The sequence below is a fragment of the Streptomyces sp. NPDC007084 genome (assembly GCF_040703595.1).
Lineage (GTDB): Bacteria > Actinomycetota > Actinomycetes > Streptomycetales > Streptomycetaceae > Streptomyces.
The window spans coordinates 1-21,290 of the sequence record NZ_JBEYFY010000015.1 but is presented as its reverse complement, the minus strand read 5'-3'; the positions used below and the strand labels follow the sequence as shown (position 1 = coordinate 21,290).

13 protein-coding genes are annotated in these 21,290 nt (G+C 73.4%); 5 read left to right on the top strand and 8 right to left on the bottom strand.

Going from position 1 to position 21,290, the window contains the following annotated elements; genetic code table 11:
- Positions 1 to 14: 14 nt before the first annotated feature.
- The gene (locus AB0912_RS15190) at positions 15 to 743 is read right to left on the bottom strand and encodes an HNH endonuclease family protein (protein WP_366699891.1); all 729 of its coding nucleotides are present in this window, start codon (positions 741 to 743) and stop codon (positions 15 to 17) included.
- Between the two features lie 168 nt (positions 744 to 911).
- Here AB0912_RS15190 and AB0912_RS15185 point away from each other — a divergent pair, with 168 nt between their 5' ends.
- The gene (locus AB0912_RS15185) at positions 912 to 1,094 is read left to right on the top strand and encodes an Rv0909 family putative TA system antitoxin (RefSeq protein ID WP_366699606.1); all 183 of its coding nucleotides are present in this window, start codon (positions 912 to 914) and stop codon (positions 1,092 to 1,094) included.
- Between the two features lie 277 nt (positions 1,095 to 1,371).
- On the opposite strand, the gene AB0912_RS15180 is transcribed toward AB0912_RS15185, so the two are convergent.
- Positions 1,372 to 2,364 (bottom strand): hypothetical protein, encoded by a 993-nt coding sequence (locus tag AB0912_RS15180; RefSeq protein ID WP_366699604.1) that lies wholly within the window; start codon positions 2,362 to 2,364, stop codon positions 1,372 to 1,374.
- 107 nt (positions 2,365 to 2,471) lie between these two features.
- On the opposite strand from AB0912_RS15180, the gene AB0912_RS15175 reads away from it, so the two are divergent.
- A complete protein-coding gene (locus AB0912_RS15175) occupies positions 2,472 to 3,080 on the top strand; it encodes a TetR/AcrR family transcriptional regulator (RefSeq protein WP_366699602.1) in 609 nt (202 codons plus the stop codon).
- A gap of 617 nt (positions 3,081 to 3,697) precedes the next feature.
- On the opposite strand, the gene AB0912_RS15170 is transcribed toward AB0912_RS15175, so the two are convergent.
- The 4 genes from AB0912_RS15170 to AB0912_RS15155 form a co-directional block, all read right to left on the bottom strand.
- Entirely contained in the window at positions 3,698 to 5,893 is a 2,196-nt protein-coding gene (locus AB0912_RS15170; protein WP_366699600.1) for a VCBS repeat-containing protein, read from the bottom strand.
- A gap of 336 nt (positions 5,894 to 6,229) precedes the next feature.
- The gene (gene mfd, locus AB0912_RS15165) at positions 6,230 to 9,781 is read right to left on the bottom strand and encodes a transcription-repair coupling factor (protein ID WP_366699598.1); all 3,552 of its coding nucleotides are present in this window, start codon (positions 9,779 to 9,781) and stop codon (positions 6,230 to 6,232) included.
- 783 nt (positions 9,782 to 10,564) lie between these two features.
- Positions 10,565 to 13,129, bottom strand: coding sequence for an FtsX-like permease family protein (locus AB0912_RS15160; RefSeq protein ID WP_366699596.1), 2,565 nt, complete (start codon positions 13,127 to 13,129; stop codon positions 10,565 to 10,567).
- A complete protein-coding gene (locus tag AB0912_RS15155; protein WP_366699594.1) occupies positions 13,126 to 13,914 on the bottom strand; it encodes an ABC transporter ATP-binding protein in 789 nt (262 codons plus the stop codon). The genes AB0912_RS15160 and AB0912_RS15155 overlap by 4 nt, the downstream gene beginning before the upstream one ends.
- Positions 13,915 to 14,381: 467 nt before the next feature.
- Here AB0912_RS15155 and AB0912_RS15150 point away from each other — a divergent pair, with 467 nt between their 5' ends.
- The 3 genes from AB0912_RS15150 (at position 14,382) to AB0912_RS15140 (ending at position 18,324) form a co-directional block, all read left to right on the top strand.
- Positions 14,382 to 15,878 (top strand): MFS transporter, encoded by a 1,497-nt coding sequence (locus tag AB0912_RS15150; RefSeq protein ID WP_366699889.1) that lies wholly within the window; start codon positions 14,382 to 14,384, stop codon positions 15,876 to 15,878.
- A 404-nt stretch (positions 15,879 to 16,282) separates the two neighbouring features.
- Positions 16,283 to 16,693 (top strand): DUF485 domain-containing protein, encoded by a 411-nt coding sequence (locus AB0912_RS15145; protein ID WP_366699887.1) that lies wholly within the window; start codon positions 16,283 to 16,285, stop codon positions 16,691 to 16,693.
- Complete coding sequence (locus AB0912_RS15140; RefSeq protein ID WP_366699592.1) at positions 16,690 to 18,324, top strand: cation acetate symporter; 1,635 nt, start codon at positions 16,690 to 16,692, stop codon at positions 18,322 to 18,324. Before AB0912_RS15145 ends, AB0912_RS15140 begins: the two co-directional genes overlap by 4 nt.
- A gap of 210 nt (positions 18,325 to 18,534) precedes the next feature.
- Here AB0912_RS15140 and AB0912_RS15135 read toward each other — a convergent pair whose 3' ends face one another.
- A complete protein-coding gene (locus AB0912_RS15135; RefSeq protein ID WP_366699590.1) occupies positions 18,535 to 19,422 on the bottom strand; it encodes a cellulose-binding protein in 888 nt (295 codons plus the stop codon).
- A 401-nt stretch (positions 19,423 to 19,823) separates the two neighbouring features.
- Positions 19,824 to 21,290 (bottom strand): SUKH-4 family immunity protein (locus tag AB0912_RS15130; RefSeq protein ID WP_366699589.1); only part of this gene is annotated, 1,467 nt, incomplete at its 5' end.

Below are 21,290 nucleotides of genomic sequence, written 5' to 3'. Positions count from 1 at the left end.
CGGCTGGCGGTGGTTCAGTTCGCGGTGAAGCGCTTCGGGGCGGCGGTCGGGTTGCCGCCCGAGGGGAGTTTCTGGCCGGGGCAGCCGGACAGGACCTTCTTCATCGCGGCCTTCTCGGCACCGGTCACCCACAGCCCGTACTTCTTCTTCACGGCCACCTGCGCCGCGACATAGGTACAGCGGTAGCTCTTGTTCGGCGGGAGCCAGGTCGCCGCGTCGCCGTCACCCTTGCTGCGGTTGGCGCTCGCGCCGACCGCCGAGAGGTTGAGCGGGTCGTTGGCCAGGGCTATTCGCTTGCTCGGCTCCCAGTACTTGGCGCCCTTCTGCCAGGCGTCGGACAGGGCGACGAGGTGGTCGATGTCGACCAGGCTGCGCCCGCGGGTGAAGGTGACGTCCTTGCCGCCGTAGGGGTCCGGCCTGAGCACGCCGTGGGAGACCCTGCACTTGCCGTCGCTGAACTTCACGTCCTTCAGGTCACGCTTGAGGATGTCGTCGCGGGTGTCGCACCGGTTCGAGTCGGTGTCGGCCCAGGCCGTACCGAACCGCTCCCTGCTGTACCCGGTCTTGGGGGCACGTCCCTTGACGGTCAGCGAGTCCACCGCGGAGAGCGCGGCTCCGCCGCCGGCACCACCGCGCGCTGTCTCCTCCGGCCCCGCGGAACCTATGGCGTCCTTCTTGCAGCCGCTGACTCCGGCACCGAGCACGATCAGCACCGCGGCGGCGGCAGCCGCCCCACCCCTCATACGCACGACAGCGTCCTCCCCTTCGCCTCCCCGGGTCCGCCCTGGCCGGGCGTGATTCCCCTCTGCCCAACGTATCCGGCCGTACTCCCCGCTCATCTCGGACCCAACGGGCAATTGGCGCACGCCCGGCGTATCGTCGGTGGTGAGTCACCCGGGAAGGAGCTCTGGATGGGCATCTTCGACAGGTTCAAGAGCAACCGCGCGGTGCAGGACAAGGCCAAGGGCATGTCCGATGCCGCGGAGAAGCAGGTCAACAAGAAGACCGGCGACAAGTACACGGACAAGGTCGACGACGCGCAGGGCAAGGCCGAGGGCGCGATGGGTATGGACCGTGACCGCGACCGGCCCTGACCGGTCCTGACCGGCACCACCCGTCTCCTGCGCGCCGCGCCGCGTCCTTCTCGCGCGCCCAGTGCGTCCCGCCCCACCAGGCCTATAGGCCGGGTGGGGCGGGCCTCGTTCACGTCCGGTCCGAACGGGCTCCCCCCCCCAGCACGCCCGAACCGGCTTCGCGAGCACGCCCCGGGCCGGCTTCCCGCGAGGACGTCCGAACCAGCTTCCCGCGAGGACGCCCGGACCGGCTTCCCCGCGAAGCGGCTCCCCTCCCAGATCTCCCCGATTCCGCGCCTCAGACCTTCCCGATCCCGAGTGTCGTCTCCGACGGCAGCAGTCCCGAGCCGATGACCGCCACCCAGAACTCGCCCAGCAGGTCGGCGAGTCGGTCGATGGTGTCCGTGCCGAGCAACTGCCAGGGGCCGGCGGCCAGTTGGTCCGTGTGGCGCTCGACCTGGTGGCGCAGCGCGCGTCCCGCGTCCGTCGCGACGCCCTTCTCGTCCACCAGCCCCCGGGCCAGCAACCGGTCCCGGCCGGCGGCCCATTCACCCGGGCTCCAGCCACGGCTCTCGAAGCGCTCCACCGGGGCCGCGCCTATCGCGGCGAACGAGACGAGTGACTCGACGGGGTCGAGGCCGGCGACGAGCAGGGCGGCGAGGTGGCCGTCACCCCGGTGCTCGCGCAGGATGGTCGCCGCGTGCCAGAGCTGGAGGTGCGGGGCCCGCGGCCACTCCAACTCCGCGTTGGCCGCCGCGAGTGGGCGTCCCGCCGTGTTCGCCGCCTCCGCCGCGCGTCGGGCGAGCGTGGCCGCCTCCGCTATCTCGGGGCTGGCCACCCGCTCGCCGAACAGTGTGCGGTAGGCCCGGTCGACGGATCGCTCGCGCGCCGCGAGCACCTGCCGCGGACTCGCCTTCCGCCAGGCCGGGTTGATGTGTTCCGCGACCATGCGGGGGCTGAAGCTGTAGAAGGCCGAGGTCACGCGCTCCGGCCCCACGGGGCCCAACGGGGCCGCCCGGTAAGGGAAGTAGCTGGGCCAGCGGTCCTCGGTGCCGTAGCCGAGGGACGCCGCCTCCTCGAAGCTTTCCGGCGCGTAGTACAGCACGGCGTGCAGGGGCTCCAGCAAATGCCAGAGCCGGCGCACCCGGCCCAACTCGACAACCCCGGCGACACCGCCGCCCGCATCCCCGTCCGCCCCGCCGCTCCGCTCCGCCGGGGCGACCGCCCCGCCGCTCTCGCCGTCCCCCTCGAACCGGTCCGTCCCGCCGGCCCCGCTGACGCTCCCCGACATGACCGCACCCCTCGTCCCGTGTCGACACCGCCACAACTTGACACTGCCAAGATTGCCCGGCCATCCCGCAACTTGTCAATGCCTAGATTCCGCGTACGCTGCTGCCCATGAGCCCCGTCCCGCCCGTCTCCCCGGAACCGCCCAGCGAGTCCGCGCGCCCCTACCACCACGGGGACCTGCGGCGCGCCATCCTCGGCGCCGCGCTCGACGTCATCGCCGCCGACGGGCCCGCCGCGCTGAGCCTGCGCGACCTCGCCCGCCGCGCGGGTGTCTCGCACGCCGCCCCCGCGCACCACTTCAAGGACCGCACCGGACTGCTCACGGCGATCGCCGCGGAGGGTTACGCGCTGCTGGCGGAGGCGCTCGCGGCGGCCGACGGTCTGCGGGACGCGGGCGTGCGCTACGTCCGTTTCGCACGGGAACACCCGGCCCACTTCCAGGTCATGTTCTCCCCGGAGCTGCTCCGGGGGGACGACCTGGAGCTGACGACGGCCCGGACACTCGCCGGCGAGCGGCTGCGCGCCGCCGTCGCCGCGCTGCCCGCCGAGGGGCGCGGGGCCGACGCCCGGCTCGCCGGAGTCGCCGCGTGGTCCCTCGCCCACGGCTTCGCGACGCTCCTGCTCAGCCACAACCTGGACGGCCCGGTCGGCGACCAGGACCCCGACGAGGTGTTCCGCGCCCTGACGGGCATGCTGTTCCGGCCTCAACAGCCCTGACTCCGAGCCCGGCGGGCGGAGGCGGGCAGGCAGGCAGACAGACAGACGGAAGCTGGCAGGCAGACAGAGGCTGGCAGGCGGACGGAGGCGGGCGGGGTACGCGCCGGGAAGTACGGTCCGACGACCCGGGTCCGCCCCTGCCCGGCCGGGCGGCACGGCGCGACTACGGATGCCTGACCCGGCCGGTCCGCCGGCCTCCCGGGCCGAGGTGGTCCGCCGGACTTCCGGGCCGAGGTGGTCCGCCGACCTTCCGGGCCGAGGCGGTCCGCCGGACTCCCGAGCCGAGGCGGTCCGCCGGACTCCCGAGCCGAGGCGGTCCGCCGGACTCCCGGGCCGAGGTGGTCCGGAAGGCCGGCCAATCGGCCGGACCCGAATCCAGACGCGAAGCCGCCCCTCGGACCCCCCGCGGCACCCCTCGGAATCCTCGCGGCGCCCCCGGATCCCCCGCGGCACCCGCGGGCCCTCGGACCCCCCGAGGAACCCCCGGTGCCCCCATGGCGCCCCCGGACCCCCCGGACCCCCCGGACCCCCGGACCCCGGCGCCCCCGAGTCACCCCCATGGCACCCCCGGCCCCCCCCGTGGCCCCGTGATCCCGAGCGGCCCCGGATACGCCCCGTCAGGAGATGCGGATGTCCGACCAGTTCGTGGCCTTGGCGGCCCGCGACCTGTTGCCGAAGCCGCCGTGGCCGTTGCCCCGGTTCAGCCAGGCCCGGCCGTTCTTGTCCAGCGAGATCAGGTCGGCCCGGCCGTCCCCGGACAGATCGAGGCCGCCGACCACGTCCTTGTAGGAGGTGCCCCAGTCCTTGAAGACCAGCGACCGGGGCGCGAACGTGCCGGCGCCGGTCCCCCTGAACCGCCACAGCTCGTTCGACGCGTCGAGGGCCAGCAGGTCGTTCTTGCCGTCGCCGTCGAGGTCCCCGGCGGCGATCAGCCTCTTGTAGCGGCCGAAGCCGGACCCGACGAGCGAGCGTGCCTTGAAGCCGCCCGCGCCGTTGTTCGCGTACACGTACAGCTTCCCGGTCGAGGCGGATCGGGTCAGCAGGTCGGCCCGCCCGTCGCCCGTCACGTCGCCGGACGGGACGACCGCGTCGTACGCGCTCCAGTCCGAGGAGACCTTGACGTGGAACGACATCTGGTCGGGCAGCCCGCCGCAGATCGTCGGGTAGACGCGGGCCTCGCCCTTCGGGTAGCGGACGAACACGTCGTTGCAGCGGTCGCCGTCGAGGTCGCCGTACGGCAGGACGAGCGTGCCCGTCGGCCAGGAGCTCGCGCGCTGCCCCGCGGACAGCTTCGTCGCGTTGCCCGCGTACACCCTCCGCTCGGTGCCGACGCGGCCGAACAGGTCGCCCTTGCCGTCGTCCGTGAAGTCACGCCACGTGGGCAACGCGCGGCCGGTGGTGGTCGCCTGGTACACGCCGTCCAGGACGAACGAGTTCGTCTCGGTCCGCTTGTACTCGTCCCACAGCACGACCGGCCTGCCGAGCGCGTCGGCGGCCACCTGGGGCGCCCCGGCGGACTGGGCACTCGTCGCGCTCAGCCGCCGCGGGGCGGACCAGGTGCCGCCCTTGAACACGGCGGCCATCGTGTACTCCTCGGCCGAGTAGCCCTCCCGCCACGTCATGGTGACCGTGCCGCCCGAGGTGGCGGCCGCGTCGACCGCGCGCACCTTCTTGTGCGTGGAGAAGGGCTGCGCGTACGGCTGCCAGACGCCGGTGGCCGCCGAGCGCACCGCGTACCAGGGGCCGGGCGAGTAGCCGGGCCCGCCGGCGACGAAGAGGTCGCCGCCCGGCAGGTAGAGGGGCGGCGTCATCCCGTACGTGCTGCCACGGTCGGCGGCGGAGCGCGGGGTGCTCCACCGCGTGGCGCCGACGGACCGGCGCGTGTGCATGAGGTGCGCGATGTCGTCGTAGAACACGTCGAAGCCGCCCTGCGGCTCGGCGAACACCTTCGGGCGCGCCAGGTCCACGGCCGGGACCGGGAAGTCCCGGACCGCGCTCCAGGCGGACGCGCCGGGGGCTTTCTCCAGGGCGACGACGGCCTTGCTCGCCCGCCACTGCCACACCAGCAGGGCGGTACCGTCCTTGGCGACCGCCAGGTCCATGCTGGAGATGTCCCGGCTGCCGGACGGCGGCTGCTCGTTGAGGTCGGCCGGAGCGGTCCACGCGGCCCGCGGGCCGGCCTTCTCGGCGGCCTTCACGACACCGGAGACCGACCACACGGCGACCAGCCGGCCGTCGGGGGCCGCCGCCAGGTGGTGGTAGCCCTTCTGGGGGACCGCGGCGACGTACTCGGGCTCGGAGAAGGCGGTCGCGCCGGGCGCGAGGGTGGCCACCTTCAGCCAGTAGTCGTCGTGGTCGTCGGCCCGCGGTCCCCGCCAGACCAGGCGCACCGAGCCGTCGCCGAGCGAGACGAGTTCGGTGTTGCTCCCGCCGGCGTCCGGCCAGGTCTGCGGGGCGAGCCAGCGGGTGCTGCCGGCGGGCCGGATCCGGGTGGAACGGGAGAGCCCGTCGCCGGTGAGGGAGACGAGGGCGCCGTTCCCGGCCGACTCCAAGGCGTTCAACCCGCCCGAGGCGGAGGCGGGGGCGGGGTTCGGGGCGTGCAGGGCGCGGGCGCCCCACGGGCCCGGCGCACGCGTCTCGACGGCGGCCGGGGCAGCGCCGGTGGCCGTGCCGGTTCCCGTGGCGGTGGCGCTGGCGCCGGTGGCCGCGACCGCGGCCGTGGGGGTGGTGTGGGCGGCGGCCGGGGCCGCGGCCGTCAGGGCGAGGACGGGAGTGAGCGCGGTGCCGAGCACCGCGCGGAACTGCGAAGTCATGGGAAGGCCCCCCCGGGCAGGACGTATCCGGTGACACGGATTCGCCGGTGTGTTCGATCAAGTCAGCCGCAGCGTATATCAGCCAAGATCGGCCCACGCCAAGGCTTCACTCCCCCCGGCTGGGAGAGAAATCCGGCAGGCGCGTTCGGCGGACCGGCCCGACGCGACACGTTCGACGGACCGGCCCGACGCGAAGCGTTCGACGGAGCGGCCCGACGCGACGCGTTCGGCGGACGGCTCGCGGACCCTGGTGGGTGTCGTCCGCGAGCCGCGCCGTGACGTGCGCCCCCCTACGACCCAGGACCTACGACCCCAGGACCTACGACCCCAGAAAACCTACGACCCCAGAACCGTGGCCAGGAACTCCCCCGTCCAGCCCAGGAGTTCGCGTCCGACCAGCGGCTTGCCGCCTACCTTGGCGGTCTTGGGGCGGGGGACCAGGAGCTGGTGGGCGGAGGGCTTGATGACCGTGCCGGGGTAGAGGCGCTTGAGGCGGAGTTCCTGGGACTCCCGCAACTCCACCGGGGCGAAACGGATGTTGTTGCCCTGGAGGACGATCTCGCCGACCTCGCAGCTCCGCGCCAGCATCCGCAGGCCCGCCACCAGGAGCAGGTTCTCCACCGGCTCGGGCAACTTGCCGTAGCGGTCGACGAGTTCCTCCCGTACCGCCTTGACGTCCTCCTCGGTGTTCGCGGAGGCGATGGAGCGGTACGCCTGGAGGCGCAGCCGCTCGCCGGGCGCGTAGTCGTGCGGGACGTGCGCGTCGACCGGCAGCTCGATCTTGACCTCCAGCGGCGGCTCCTCCTCGACTCCGCCGTCCAGCGCGGCGCGGTAGTCCGCGACGGCCTCGCCGACCATGCGCACGTACAGGTCGAAGCCGACGCCCGCGATGTGGCCGGACTGCTCGCCGCCGAGCAGGTTGCCCGCGCCGCGGATCTCCAGGTCCTTCATCGCCACGTACATGCCCGCGCCCATCTCGGTGTGCTGGGCGATCGTCGCGAGCCGCTCGTGCGCCGTCTCCGTCAGCGGCTTCTCCGGCGGGTACAGGAAGTAGGCGTAGCCGCGCTCGCGGCCCCGGCCGACCCGGCCGCGCAACTGGTGGAGCTGGGAGAGGCCGAAGTTGTCGCCGCGCTCCACGATCAGCGTGTTGGCGTTGGAGATGTCGATGCCGGACTCGACGATCGTCGTGGAGACCAGCACGTCGAACTTCTTCTCCCAGAAGTCGACCACGACCTGTTCCAGGGCCTGTTCCGACATCTGGCCGTGGGCCGTCGCGATCCGCGCCTCGGGCACGATCTCGCGCAGCCGGGCCGCCGCGCGGTCGATGGACTCGACCCGGTTGTGGATGTAGAAGACCTGGCCCTCGCGCAGCAGTTCGCGGCGGATGGCCGCGCCGATCTGCTTCTCCTCGTACGGGCCGACGAAGGTCAGCACCGGGTGCCGTTCCTCCGGCGGGGTGGTGATGGTCGACATCTCGCGGATGCCGGTGACCGCCATCTCCAGGGTGCGCGGGATCGGGGTGGCGGACATCGTCAGGACGTCGACGTTCGCGCGGAGCTTCTTGAGCTGCTCCTTGTGCTCGACGCCGAAGCGCTGCTCCTCGTCCACGATGACCAGGCCGAGGTCCTTGAACTTGGTCTCCGAGGAGAACAGCCGGTGGGTGCCGATGACGACGTCCACGGAGCCGTCGCGCAGTCCCTCCAGGACGGCCTTGGCCTCGGTGTCGGTCTGGAAGCGGGACAGGGCGCGGACGTTGACGGGGAACTGCGAGTAGCGCTCGGAGAACGTGCCGAAGTGCTGCTGCACCAGCAGGGTGGTGGGCACCAGGACCGCCACCTGCTTGCCGTCCTGGACGGCCTTGAACGCGGCGCGCACCGCGATCTCCGTCTTGCCGTAGCCGACGTCGCCGCAGATCAGGCGGTCCATCGGGACCGTCTTCTCCATGTCGTCCTTGACCTCGGCGATCGTGGTGAGCTGGTCGGGCGTCTCCGCGTACGGGAAGGCGTCCTCCAGCTCGCGCTGCCAGGGCGTGTCGGCGCCGAACGCGTGCCCGGGGGCGGCCATCCGCGCCGAGTACAGCTTGATCAGGTCGGCGGCGATCTCCTTGACGGCCTTCTTGGCGCGCGCCTTGGTCTTGGTCCAGTCGGCGCCGCCGAGCCGGTGCAGGGTGGGGGCCTCGCCGCCGACGTACTTGGTGATCTGCTCCAGCTGGTCGGTGGGGATGTAGAGGCGGTCGCCGGGCTGGCCGCGCTTGGCGGGCGCGTACTCCACGACCAGATACTCGCGGGTGGCGCCCTGGACGGTGCGCTGCACCATCTCGATGTAGCGGCCGACGCCGTGCTGTTCGTGCACGATGTAGTCGCCGGCTTCCAGGGTCAGCGGGTCGATCGTCTTGCGGCGGCGGGCCGGCATCCGGGCGCCGTCCTTGCCGGCCGCCTTCTGGCCGGACAGGTCGGTCTCGGTGAGGACGGCCAGGCGCAGCGCCGGGTCGACGAAGCCGTAGTCGATGGAGCCGCACGCCACGTGGACGACGGAGGGGCCGATGTCGGTGAGGTCGGTGTCCAGGCGGGCGGCGATGCCCTCGCCGCCGAGGACCTCGGCGGTGCGGGCGGCCGGGCCCTGTGCCTCGGTGACGTAGACGGTGCGCCAGCCCTCGGCCAGCCAGCCCTTGGTGTCGGCGAGGGCGCGGGCGGTGTCGCCGCGGTAGGTCTCGGGGGCGTGCATGCCGAGCTTGAGGGTGTCTCCGCCGGCGCCGGGGGCGAAGTCGGCGAGTTCCTCGTCGGCGGCGAACGGGGACACCGACCACCACATCATGTCCAGTTCGCGGGCCCGGTCCCGGACGTCCGCGATGGACCACAGGGAGGCGGCGCCGACGTCGATGGGGGCCTCGCCGCCGCCGGCGGTCGCCGCCCAGGACGCCTGGAGGAACTCCTGGGAGGTGGCGACGAGGTCCGCGGCGCGGGTCCGGACCCGCTCGGGGTCGCAGACGACGGTCATCGAGCCCTCGGGCAGGACGTCGAGCAGCAGTTCCATGTCGTCCACGAGGACGGGGGCGAGGGATTCCATGCCCTCGACGGCGATGCCCTCGGCGATCTTGCCGAGGAGTTCGCCCAGTTCGGGGTGGGCCTCGGCGAGTTCCGCGGCGCGGCGCCGTACGTCGTCGGTGAGGAGCAGTTCGCGGCAGGGCGGGGCCCACAGGCCGTGTTCGGCGACCTCCAGGGACCGCTGGTCGGCGACCTTGAAGTAGCGGATCTCCTCGATGTCGTCGCCCCAGAACTCCACCCGCAGGGGGTGTTCCTCGGTGGGCGGGAAGACGTCCAGGATGCCGCCGCGGACGGCGAACTCGCCGCGCTTCTCCACGAGTTCGACCCGGGAGTACGCGGCTGCCGCGAGCGCTTCGACGATCTCGCCGAGGTCGGCGCTGTGGCCGGTGCGCAGGATGACGGGCTCCAGGTCGCCGAGGCCGCGCACCTGCGGCTGGAGCACGGAGCGGACGGGGGCGACGACGACGGACACCGGGCCGGTCTCCGGGTCGTCGGGGCGGGGGTGGGCGAGCCGGCGCAGTACGGCGAGGCGCCGGCCGACGGTGTCCGAGCGGGGGGAGAGCCGTTCGTGCGGCAGCGTCTCCCACGAGGGGTAGTCGACGACGCCCTCCGGGGGGAGGAGCGAGCGCAGGGCGGCGGCCAGGTCCTCGGCCTCGCGGCCGGTCGCGGTCACGGCGAGGACGGTGCGGCGGGCCTCCCGGGCCAGCGCGGCGATCGCGAAGGGGCGCGCGGCGGGCGGGCCGACCAGGTCGACGTGCATCCGGTTGCCGTCGCCGGCGGCCTTCACCGCTTCCGTGAGGGCGGCGTCCTTGACGACGGCGTCGAGCAGACCGTGCAGGCTCATGAAGGGCTTCCATCCCGGGGAGTGGGCAACGCGAGAGGCCCGACACGTGGCACGGGCCGGGGGCTCTCCAGCGTACGACTCCCCACCGCCTCCCGCCCCACCGTTCCCCGGCCGCCCCGGTCACCGAGCGTGACGCCCGCTGGAGGCGCGGCATTTCCCGGGCCCCTCCAGGGCGGGGCAGGGGGCCGGTACGGCGGCGGGGTGGCGGGGGCGCAGGGCGCCTGTACGAGGGCGGGGTGCCCCTCTGGCGGGAGGGTGGCCCTCCGGGTCCGGGCCCCGGCCCCCGGGGCCCCGGGGGCCGGGGCCCCGGGTGGGGCCTCCGCACGCCCCGCCTGGACCCCGGGCGGAGCCCAGGGCCTCGACACCTTCTGCCCGGGGGCCCGTACGGGGAGCAGACCGGCCATGTGGAGCGGCGGGGCGTCTCCACGCGTCCGAGAAGGGCCCGCGCGCCGACGCACGCCGATCAAAGCGCCGGCCCCCGGAACTCCCCCGGCCCGGTCCCCCGGCGCCCCCGCACCCCGCACCGTGCCCCTTGCACCCCGCACCGTGCCCCCTCCCGGCACCCGCACCCGCACCCGCACCCGCGAAGCGGACCCCACCTCAAACGACCCCGCGAAGCGGACCCCACCCCGAAAGCGGGCCCCCGCCCCGCAACGCACGCGGGCCCGGCCCGGGGAGAAAGGTTCTCCCCGGGCCGGGCCCCGCCGTCGCGACCCCCGTGCGCGGCGGCCCGGTGCGGCCGTCCCGGCCGGCGTCGGGAGGACGTCGGCCGGGTCCGGCCGGTCAGTCCGTCGCGATGGCGTTCAGCACGTTCATCCGCCCCGCCCGGAACGCCGGGATCAGTGCGGCGAACAGGCCCACGAAGGCCGAGCCGATGAAGACCCCGATGATCGTCGGCCACGGGATGTCCAGGACCTTCAGGCCCTCCAGGGCGAGGAGTTTCTGGGCGGTGGCGCCCCAGCTCATGCCGAGGCCGAGGCCGAGGAGGGCGCCGAAGAGGGCGATGACGACCGACTCCAGGCGGATCATGCGGCGGAGCTGGCGGCGGGAGAGGCCGATGGCGCGCATCAGGCCGATCTCGCGGGTCCGCTCCACCACCGACAGCGCCAGGGTGTTGACCACGCCCAGGACCGCCACCACGATCGCGAGGCCCAGCAGGCCGTAGACCATGTTGAGGAGCTGGCCGACCTGGTCCTTCAGCTCCTGCTTGTAGTCGGTCTGGTCGCGCACCTGGTACTGCGGGTACGGCTTCATGGCCTTCTTCAGGGCGGCGTACGCCTGCTTCTCCTGGCCGTCCCTGGCCTTGGCGAACATGATCATGTTCGGCGGGATCTTGCCGGCGGGCACGTACTTCTTCATCGTCGCGATGCTGGTGTACCGGGCGCCCTGGTCGATGGCGACGTCGTCGTCGGTGATGGCGGCGACCTTGAGCCTGGCCGTCCGTCCGCCCTCGAAGGCGACGCTCAGGGTGTCGCCGACCTTGACGTGGTGCTTGTCGGCGTAGTCGGAGCCGACCGACATGGCGTCCGTGCGGTAGGCCGCGGACAGTTCGCCGGCGGTGGTCTTGCGCCGCAGGTCCTGGGCGTAGGAGGGGTCGGCGGCGGTGATGCCGGAGTCGTCGACCTTCCCGTCGGGCGAGGTCAGCTTGGCGTTCACGTCCTTGTAGCGGGTGACGTGGTCGAGGCCCGGGGTGTCGCGCATGGCCTGCTCCGCCTGCGGCACGATCCGCTGCTGGCCCTGGAGGATGAAGTCCGCGCCGACCGACTTGTCCAGCTCGTCGGTGGCGGAGGCCACCATGGAGGAGCCGACGACCGACAGGCAGGCGACCAGGGCGAGGCCGATCATCAGGGCCGCGCCGGTGGCGCCGGTGCGGCGCGGGTTGCGCAGCGCGTTGCGTTCGGCGAGCCGGCCGACGGGGCCGAACATCCGCAGCAGGACCGCGCTGATCACCCGGACCACGCCGCCGGCCAGCAGCGGGCCGACGATCACGAAGCCGATCAGGGTGAGGACGACGCCCGCGCCGAGGACCAGTGAACCGTCGCTCGCCTTGTCGGCGGTGGCCGCCGTGTACAGGGCGAACGCGCCGGCGCCGGTGAGCACCAGCCCGGTCAGCCCGCGGACGAGCCCGGCCCTGCCGTCGGCCGGGGTGCCGGCGTCGCGCAGCGCGGCCATCGGGGAGATCTTCCCGGCGCGCCGGGCCGGCAGATAGGCGGCGAGGACGGTGACGACGACGCCGAGGATCAGGCCGATGACCGGGGTGGCCGTCTTGACGGTCAGGTCACGGGTGGACAGGTCCATGCCCATCGAGGACATGAGCTTCATCAGGCCGACCGCGAGGCCGACGCCCGCGGCGACGCCGAGGACCGAGCCGATGACGCCGAGCAGCAGCGCCTCGACGAGCACCGAGCGGTTGACCTGTTTGCGGGAGGAGCCGATGGCGCGCATCAGGCCGATCTCGCGGGTGCGCTGGGCGACCAGCATCGAGAAGGTGTTGATGATCAGGAAGATGCCGACCAGGAACGCGATCCCGGCGAAGCCGAGCATGGCGTACTTGATGACGTTCATGAACGCGCCGACGCTCTCGCGGTTCTCGTCGGCGTTCTCCTTCTGCGTCTGGATCTTGTAGGACCCGTCGAGGGCGCCGGAGACGTTCCGCTTGAGGCGCGCGTCGGAGACGCCGGGCTCGGCGGTGACGTTGATCTGGGTGAACCGGCCGGTGGTGCCGAGGAGTTGGCGCTGGGCGGTGGCGGTGTCGAAGTAGACGACGGCGGCACCGGGGTTGGTGACCTTGAAGGTGGCGATGCCGACGACGCGGGCCTTGAAGTCGCCGGTGACGGCGATGGTGCGCAGTTCGTCGCCCAGCTTCAGGTGGTGCTTGTCGGCGGTGTCGGCGTCGACCATCACCTCGGCCGGGCCGCGCGGGGCGTGCCCGGTGGTGATCTCCATGGAACGCAGGTCGTTGTCGGTCCAGTTGCCCGCGAAGGTGGGGGCGCCGGTGCTGGAGCCCATGTTCTCGTTGTCGCTGTTGACGACGGTCACGTTCATCGAACTGACCGCGCCCTCGGCGGACTTGACGCCGTCCGCCCGCTTCGTCCACGCGAGGACGGACTCGGACACCGACTCGGGCTTGCCGTTCTGCGGGGTGTCGTCGCTCTTGGCCGCCTTCGGCAGCACGGTCACGTCGGAGGCGGTGACCGCGAAGAGCTTGTCGAACGTCGTGTTCATGGTGTCGGTGAACACCAGCGTGCCGCAGACGAAGGCGACGGAGAGCAGGACGGCCACGGCGGACAGCGCCATGCGTCCCTTGTGCGCGAAGAAGTTGCGCATCGAGGTCTTCAGGACGGTCATGAGGTCCGCCCGCGGGAGTCGAAGTCCTTCATGCGGTCGAGGACCTGGTCGGCCGTCGGCTGGTGCATCTCGTCCACGATCCGGCCGTCCGCGAGGTAGAGCACCCGGTCCGCGTACGAGGCGGCCACCGGATCGTGCGTGACCATCACGATGGTCTGGCCGAGGTCGTCCACCGAGCGGCGCAGGAAGCCCAGCACCTCGGAGCCGGCCCGGGAGTCGAGGTTTCCGGTCGGCTCGTCACCGAAGATGATCTCGGGGCGGGCGGCCAGCGCCCGGGCCACCGCGACGCGCTGCTGCTGGCCGCCGGAGAGCTGGTTCGGGCGGTGCTTGAGCCGGCCCGCGAGCCCGACGGTCTCCACGACCTGGGCGAGCCATGCCTTGTCGGGCCTGCGGCCCGCGATGTCCATCGGGAGCGTGATGTTCTCCAGGGCGTTGAGCGTCGGCAGCAGGTTGAACGCCTGGAAGATGAACCCGATCCGGTCCCGGCGGAGCTGCGTCAGCTTCTTGTCCTTGAGGCCGGTGATCTCGGTCTCGTCCAGGAAGATCTGCCCGGAGGTGACGGTGTCGAGCCCGGCGAGGCAGTGCATGAGCGTCGACTTGCCGGACCCCGAGGGACCCATGATCGCGGTGAAGCGGCCCCGCTCGATGTCCACGTCGACGTGGTCCAGGGCGACGACCCGGGTCTCCCCCGCCCCGTACGCCTTGACGACCTGCCGCGCCCGCGCGGCGACGGCCGTACGCCCTCCAGTGCCCCCGTGCCTGGGAATGGTTACAGCCGATGTCACGGTATGTCTCCTATGTCTGCCGACAGGGTGCGCTGCCGGGCTGCTGCGGTGCTCGCTGGGATACGTCCGTAAGTCTGGTGCCGGCGGCGGGCCTGCCGCGCTGGTGCCCGGCCCCGTCTTGTGCTGGGGAAAACCCCACCCCCCACGGGGTGGTCCGTACGAGCCCCACGGGGTGGTCCGTACGAGCCGGACCGCCCCCGACGACGTAAAGCCAGGCTAAGGAAGCACCCCGCCCCGGCTCGTCCTCCGCCGGGACGAACCCGACCCGGCCCGCAGTAAGGAGGTCCCCCTAGGGGTCGTCCACCCTCCGGTGGAGTACGTCTCGGGGTCGCCTCCACCCCCGGGTCCACCGGCGCCCGCCCTCCCGCACCCCGGGACCGCGGTGGCAAGCTGGTCACGGCAGACACGTGAGCAGACACGTGAAGGGGGAAAGGAAGCCCGTGGGCGAGGGGGACACCGGGACACCGGTGGTACGGGAGCAGCCGGCCGTCCGGGACCGCGCGCAGGACCGGCGCCGGCGGGCCGTCGTCGCCGCGCTCATGCTGGCGATGGGGCTCGCGGCCCTCGACTCCACCATCGTGTCCACGGCCGTCCCGCAGATCGTTGGCGACCTCGGCGGATTCTCCGTCTTCTCCTGGCTGTTCTCCGGCTACCTGCTCGCCGTCACCGTCACCCTGCCCGTCTACGGCAAGCTGTCCGACACCTTCGGCCGCAAACCGGTCCTCGTCGCGGGCGCCGCCCTCTTCCTCCTGGGCTCGCTGCTGTGCGCCGCCGCCTGGAACATGGCCGCGCTCATCGCCTTCCGCGTCGTGCAGGGCCTGGGCGGCGGCGCCCTCCAGGGCACCGTGCAGACCCTCGCCGCCGACCTGTACCCGCTCAAGGAACGCCCCAGGATCCAGGCCAAGTTGTCCACGGTGTGGGCGACCTCCGCGATCGCCGGACCCGCGCTCGGCGGTGTCCTCGCCGCGTACGCCGACTGGCGGTGGATCTTCCTCGTCAACCTGCCGATCGGCGCCCTCGCCCTGTGGCTGATCGTCCGTCACCTGCACGAGCCGCGGCGCGCCCCGCTGGCCCGCAGGCCCCGCGTCGACTGGGCGGGCGCGCTCGCCGTGTTCGCGTGCGGCGGGGTGCTGCTGACCGCGCTGGTGCAGGGCGGGGTCGCCTGGCCCTGGCTCTCGGCGCCCTCGCTCGCCCTGTTCGGCACCGGACTCGCCCTGGCCGGTGTCGTGGTGGCCGTCGAACGGCGGGCCGCCGAACCGATCATCCCCGGCTGGGTGTGGCGCCGCCGGACGATCGCCGCGGTCAACCTGGCCCTCGGCGCGCTCGGCCTGCTCATGGTCGCGCCGACCGTCTTTCTGCCCACCTACGCGCAGGCCGTCCTCGGACTCGCCCCGGTGGCCGCCGGATTCGTGCTCTCCGTCTGGACGCTGAGCTGGCCGGTGTCCGCCGCCCTCAGCCAGCACGTCTACCGGCGGATCGGCTTCCGCAACACCGCGATGCTCGGCATCGGCACCGCCACCTTCCTGCTGCTCGCCTTCCCCTTCCTGCCGTATCCCGGCGAACCCTGGCAGCCCGCCCTGCTCATGCTGCTGCTCGGCGGCGCCCTCGGGCTCTTCCAGCTCCCGCTGCTCATCGGCGTCCAGTCCACCGTCGGCTGGGCCGAACGCGGCACGACCACCGCCTCCGTCCTGTTCTGCCGCCAGACCGGCCAGACCCTGGGCGCCGCCCTGTTCGGCGCCATCGCCAACGGCGTACTGGCCGCGCGGCTCGGCGGGGCCGGCGACCTCGACGCGGTGGCCCGGGCCCTCGACGCGGGCGCCCCGGCCGGACATCTGCGGCACGCGGTCGCCGACGCCGTCCACGCCGTCTACCTCGGCGCCGCAGGCGCGGCCGCCCTCGCCTTCCTGGTCCTGCTGCTCGTCGCCCCGCGCCGCTTCCCCGTCCTCCAGGACGCGACGGACTGAACGGGACCCGGGCCGCACCGAACAGGGGCCCGCCCCGGGCGAGTTGGAAAACCCGCCTGACATCCCAGGTCACCGGAGCAGGAGCGTACCGACCGGCCAGTTCGGCGAAACGGCTTCGCAGGCGGGCTACTTGCGAGTAGCGTGCGCTGCTCACCGCCCCCAGCTCCCTGCGGTCCGCACCGGACCCGAGCCGCGCAAGGAGAACCGGGATGCCCGACGCGTTCTCGTCCCCCGAGTACCCAAGGCCCCATCAGCAGCTCCCACATCAGCCGTACGAGCCCCACGAGCCGTACCGGCCGCACGAACCCCGCCGGCCACAAGAGCCGCACCACCTGCACGAGCCACATCACTTGCACGAGCCACACCACCCGCCCGAGCCACACCACCCGCCCGAGCCACACCATCTGTACGAGCCCCACCATCTGTACGAGCCGCATCTCACCTATCCCTGGCGGCCCCGGGCGCAGCCGCCCGAACCGGTCCGGCCGCGCAGGCCGCGCCATCGCGCGCTCGGGCAGCACAGCGACATCCGGGTCCTGCGCGGCGCCTACCGCAGGCAGCGGCGCGTCGCGACCCTCACCGCGCTCGGCTACTTCACCCTCTTCCTCGTCCTGTCGGCGTTCGCCCCCTCGCTGATGACGAGCACGGTGTCCGGCGGACTGTCGACCGGGCTCCTCCTCGGCCTCCTCCAGGTCCCCGTGACCTGCCTGGCGATCGGGCTGTACGAGCACACCGCGCGCCGCGGCGTCGACCCGATCGCCGACCGGCTCCGCAAACAGGCCGAACTGGACGCCCGACGGGAGGCGGCACGATGACCGGGACCGGCGGTTCCGCGGAGACGATGTCACTGGTCGCCTTCACCGCGGTGGCCACGATCACGCTGCTGCTGTGCGTGATGACCGGCCCGGACCGCGACGACCTCGACGAGTTCTACACCGGCTACGGTTCGCTCTCCCCGATGCGCAACGGCCTCGCCATCGCCGGGGACTACATCTCCGCGGCGACCGTCCTCGGCACCGGCGGGGTCATCGCCCTGACCGGCTACGACGGTGTCGTCCTCGCCCTGAGCACCGCGCTGTCCCTGATGCTGCTGATGTTCCTGCTGGCCGAACCACTGCGCAACGCGGGCCGGTTCACCATGGGCGACGCGCTCGCCCGCCGCACCCCCGGCCGCGCCGTGCGCAACACGGCCTGCGCGGTGACCATCGTGGCGCTGCTGCCGCTGATGCTGGTCCAGCTCGCGGGCGCGGGCGACCTGCTGGCCTTCATCCTCGGCTTCTCCGCCGACTCACTGAAGACCGGCTGCGTCATCGGCGTCGGCGCGCTGATGATCAGCTACGCGGCGATCGGCGGGATGAAGGGCACCGCCCTCATCCAGATCCTGAAGATCGTGATGCTGCTCGGCTCGGGCACCGTGGTCGCCGCCCTCGTCCTGAACCGCTTCGACTGGGACCTCGGCGCCCTGCTGACCAGCGCCGCCGGCAACAGCGGTGCCGGCGCCGCCTATCTGCACTCCGGACTCCAGTTCGCGGGCGGCGCCAACCCCCGCCTCGACATGATCACCTCCGAGCTGACCGTCGTCCTCGGCGGCGCCTGCCTCCCGCACATCACCATGCGCATGTACACGGCGGGCAGCGCCCGTCAGGTGCGCCGCTCACTGTCCTGGGCGGTGCCGTGCGTGGCCCTGTTCGTACTGGTCATCAGCGTGATCGGGTTCGGGGCCACCGCCCTGGTCGGCCGGGACGCGCTCGTCGCGGGCGACCCGCAGGGCAGCACCGCCTATCTGCTGGGCTCCCGGGCCGTCTTCGGCGCGTCCGCCTCCACCGCCGAGACCCTGCTGTTCACCACCGTCACGACGGCGATCTTCCTGACCCTGCTCGCCTCCGTCGCCGGGATGATCCTCGCCTGCGCCAACTCCCTGGCCCACGACGTGTTCGCGCACAGCCGCCGCTTCCGGGGCCGCCGCCGCGACGACGAACTCTCCCCGCGCCGCGAGATGCTCCTCGCCCGCCTCGCCGCGCTGGCGGTGGGCGGACCGGCCATCCTGCTCGCCACCCTCGTCCAGCACCGCAGCCTGCAGCCCCTGATCACCCTGTCGTTCTGCCTCGGCGCCTCCGCCATCGCGCCCGCGCTGGTCTACAGCCTCTTCTGGCGCCGCTACACCCGCACCGGCCTGCTCGCCACCCTCATCGGCGGCACGCTGACGGTCCTGCTCCTCATGCCGGGCACCAACCTGGTCTCCGGCTCCCCCGCCGCCGCCTTCCCGGCCGCCGACTTCAACTGGTTCCCGTTCACCACCACCGGCATCGTCTCCATCCCACTCGGCTTCGCCTACGGCTGGCTCGGCACCATCGCCTCGGGCCGCCGCAAGGCGGAGGAACAGCGCCGCCAGTACGAGGCGGTGGAGGGCTGGATTCTGGCGGGGGCGGTACGGAGGGGGAGGTGAGGGTTCTTCAGGGGCACCCTTTCGCACGCACCGAGCCGGGCGGGCGGGGCGAACCGGGGGCGCCGCGGGCGCCGGGTGGGCCGGATGCGCCGGGTGCGCCGGGTGCGCCGGGCGAGCCGGGCGAGCCGGGCGAGCCGGGTGCGCCGGCTCGTCTGGCGGGCCGGGCGGGAGTCACGCCGCGGGGTGGCCAAGTAGCGCCGCGGAGCGGCATCACTCGGCGGGGGCGCGCCCCGTCAGGGACGTAAGGCTGCTGCGTACGTGATCCATGTGGGCCCGTACGTCATCCCAGCGCTCCCCGTGCTCGCGCAGCACCCGCTCGGTCTCCCGGGCGATCCGGTCCTCCAGCACCCGCGCCTGGGCGAGGACTTCGGCCGCCCGCTCCGCCGCCTCCTCCTGCCGGCGCCGGTCGGACTCCTTCGCCTCGGCGAGGGCTCGTGCGGCCTCCGCGAGCGAGGCCTCGGCGCGGGCCACGCGCTCCTCGTGGTGCGCCTCGAACGCGGCCTCCCGCTCCACGGCGGCCCGTTCGGCCTCCGCCCAGCGCTCCGCGTGCTCCTTGTCCTGCTCGACGAGCAGCCCCTCGGTCCGCTGCCGCACCTCCCGCAGGGCGGCCAGCGCCTCACCCCGCTCCCGCTTGACCTCGCGCCGCGCCGAGATCCGTACGTCGTCGGCCTCGGCCCGGGCCGCGAGCAGCCGCTGCCGGGCGTGCTCCTCGGCCGCGCCGCGCACCTCGTCGGCATACGCGCGCGCCGCGTCCCGTACCGCGCGGCCCGCCGCCTCGGCCTCCTCGGCCACCGCCCGGGCCTCCTGCCGTGCCGCCTCCCGCACCGCCTCGGCCTCCTCCTCGCCGAGCCCCAGAATCCGCTGCGCCCGCTCGCCGAGGTCCTCGTAGGTCTGCGGGACGAGTCCGGCCACGGTCTCCCGCAGCCGTTCGGCCTCGGCCTCCATGTCCCTGGCCAGCACGGTCAGACGGGCGGCCCGCTCCCAGGCGTCGTCGCGGTCCCGGGAGAGCGCCGCGGCGTACGCGTCGACCTGTTCGGGACGGTAACCCCGCCCCCGTACGGCCATGAAGCCGTGCGGCGACACCGATGTGCTGCTCATCCTTGGACCCCTCTCCGCCGACCCACACAAAATGACGATTTGGCGCACATCTTGATGGATCGCACGGAAGTGTTCATAACGCGACACTCCGCCCGCGGGTTCTGCCGGGAACGGGTCATTCACGCGTCATTTGAGGTCAGGAGTGCGCGGCGGGGCGGCGCGCCGGGCGCGGAAAGGTAGCACCCGACCCTTCGTACGGGCCCCCGCACCGGCGCGTCCCGCCGGCCGCGCGCCCCCTGGTTGGGCGGCTCCCGCCGGTCGGGGGCTCCCTGGTTGGGCGGCGCCCGCCGGTCGCGGGCTCCCGCCGGTTCCGCCGGCTCCGGGGCTTCCCCACACGCGGCGAGGCGCCCGCCCCGTCACCGGGCGGGCGCCTCGTCATGGACCTCTGCTCGCGGTCGCCGCTACAGCAGGCCGTCCCACATCTGCTCCAGCAGGACCGACCACCAGCTCTCCGGCGAACCGAGCGCCGCCGGGTCGAGCGCGGCGAGCTGGGCCTGGAAGTCGACGGTCCAGCGGCCCGCCTGCTCCTGGTTGAGTCCGAACCGCAGCCGCCACATCCGGCCGAGCAGCGCCAGGCAGCGCGCGAACTCCGGCAGGCCCGTGTTCACGAACTGCGGCGGCACGGGAGCACCGCCGGGACCGGCCTCCACCGGCACGGCCACGATGTTCGCGGTGCCGTACTGGACACAGATCGCCTTGCCGAAGTCGCTGCCCATGACGAGGTACGAGCCCGCGTCCGGACCGGAGGCGATCCCGCGCTCCTGCGCCAGCTCGGCGAGCGTCGGCACAGGCCGGCCCGGCTGGGCCTGCGCCCAGAAGAACGGCCCCATGTCCAGCGGCAGTCCGGCCACCACCAGGGTGTGCGCCACGATGTCGGGCACCCCCTGCCGCGACACGGCGCCCTGGTCGAACCGGAACACCCCGGGCCCGAACGCCGCCGCCAGCTCCTGCCCGATCGCCTCCGGCACAACCGGCGGCGCGGGGTGCACCGGCGGGATCGGCGCCCGGACCGGCGCGGGCCGCGCGGGCCCGTCCGCGACCTGGTGCAACTCGCCCTGGTGCGCCAGCAGTTGGTGCATGCCCTGCTGCCGGCTCGCGTGGTCGGTGCCGTACGGCGCGATGCTCGTGATGCGCGCCTGCGGCCAGGTCTCCCGGATCATCCGCGCGCAGTAGGCGCCCGGCAGTTCACAGGACTCCAGCTCCGTGTGCAGCTCCAGCACCTGCTGCGGCGGCACGTTCATCGCCCGCAGCTCGTGCAGGATCTGCCACTCCGGGTGCGGGGTGCCCGGCGCGGACCGGCGGATGAGCTGCTGTTCCGAACCGTCCTGCGCGCGGTAGCGCAACACGGCCTGGTAACCGGGCCCGACGGTCGGCAGGCCCGCCTGCGGATAGCCGTACGCGGGCGGCTGCCCACCCGGCGACGGCTGCCCGGGCCCGGGCTGCTGACCCGGCAACGGTCCGGGCGCCCCCGGCGGCGGGAGCGGCGCGCCGGGACCCCCGACGGGAGGCCCCGCGAGCACGGTCGCCGCGTGGTGCGCCCCGCCCGGAGGCATGCCGCCGGGCGGCTGCGGCGCACCAGGGGCGCCGGGAGCAACAGGGGCCCCGGGGGCGCCGGGCGCGCCGGGTGGCTGGGGAGCGCCGGGGCCGCCCACGGACGGTCCGGCGAGCATCGTCGCGGCGTGGTGCACACCGTCACCCGCGGGCGTGGCGCCCGGGCTGTCGGGAGCGCCGGGACCGGGCTGCTGCCGGGGAGCACCGGGTGCGCCCGGGGCGACGACGCACAGGGCCGGTCCGCCGCGATAGGCCACGGCACCGGAGTACAGCATGGGGGAGAGCCAGTCGGAGTCCGCTGCCCCGGCCAGCCCGAA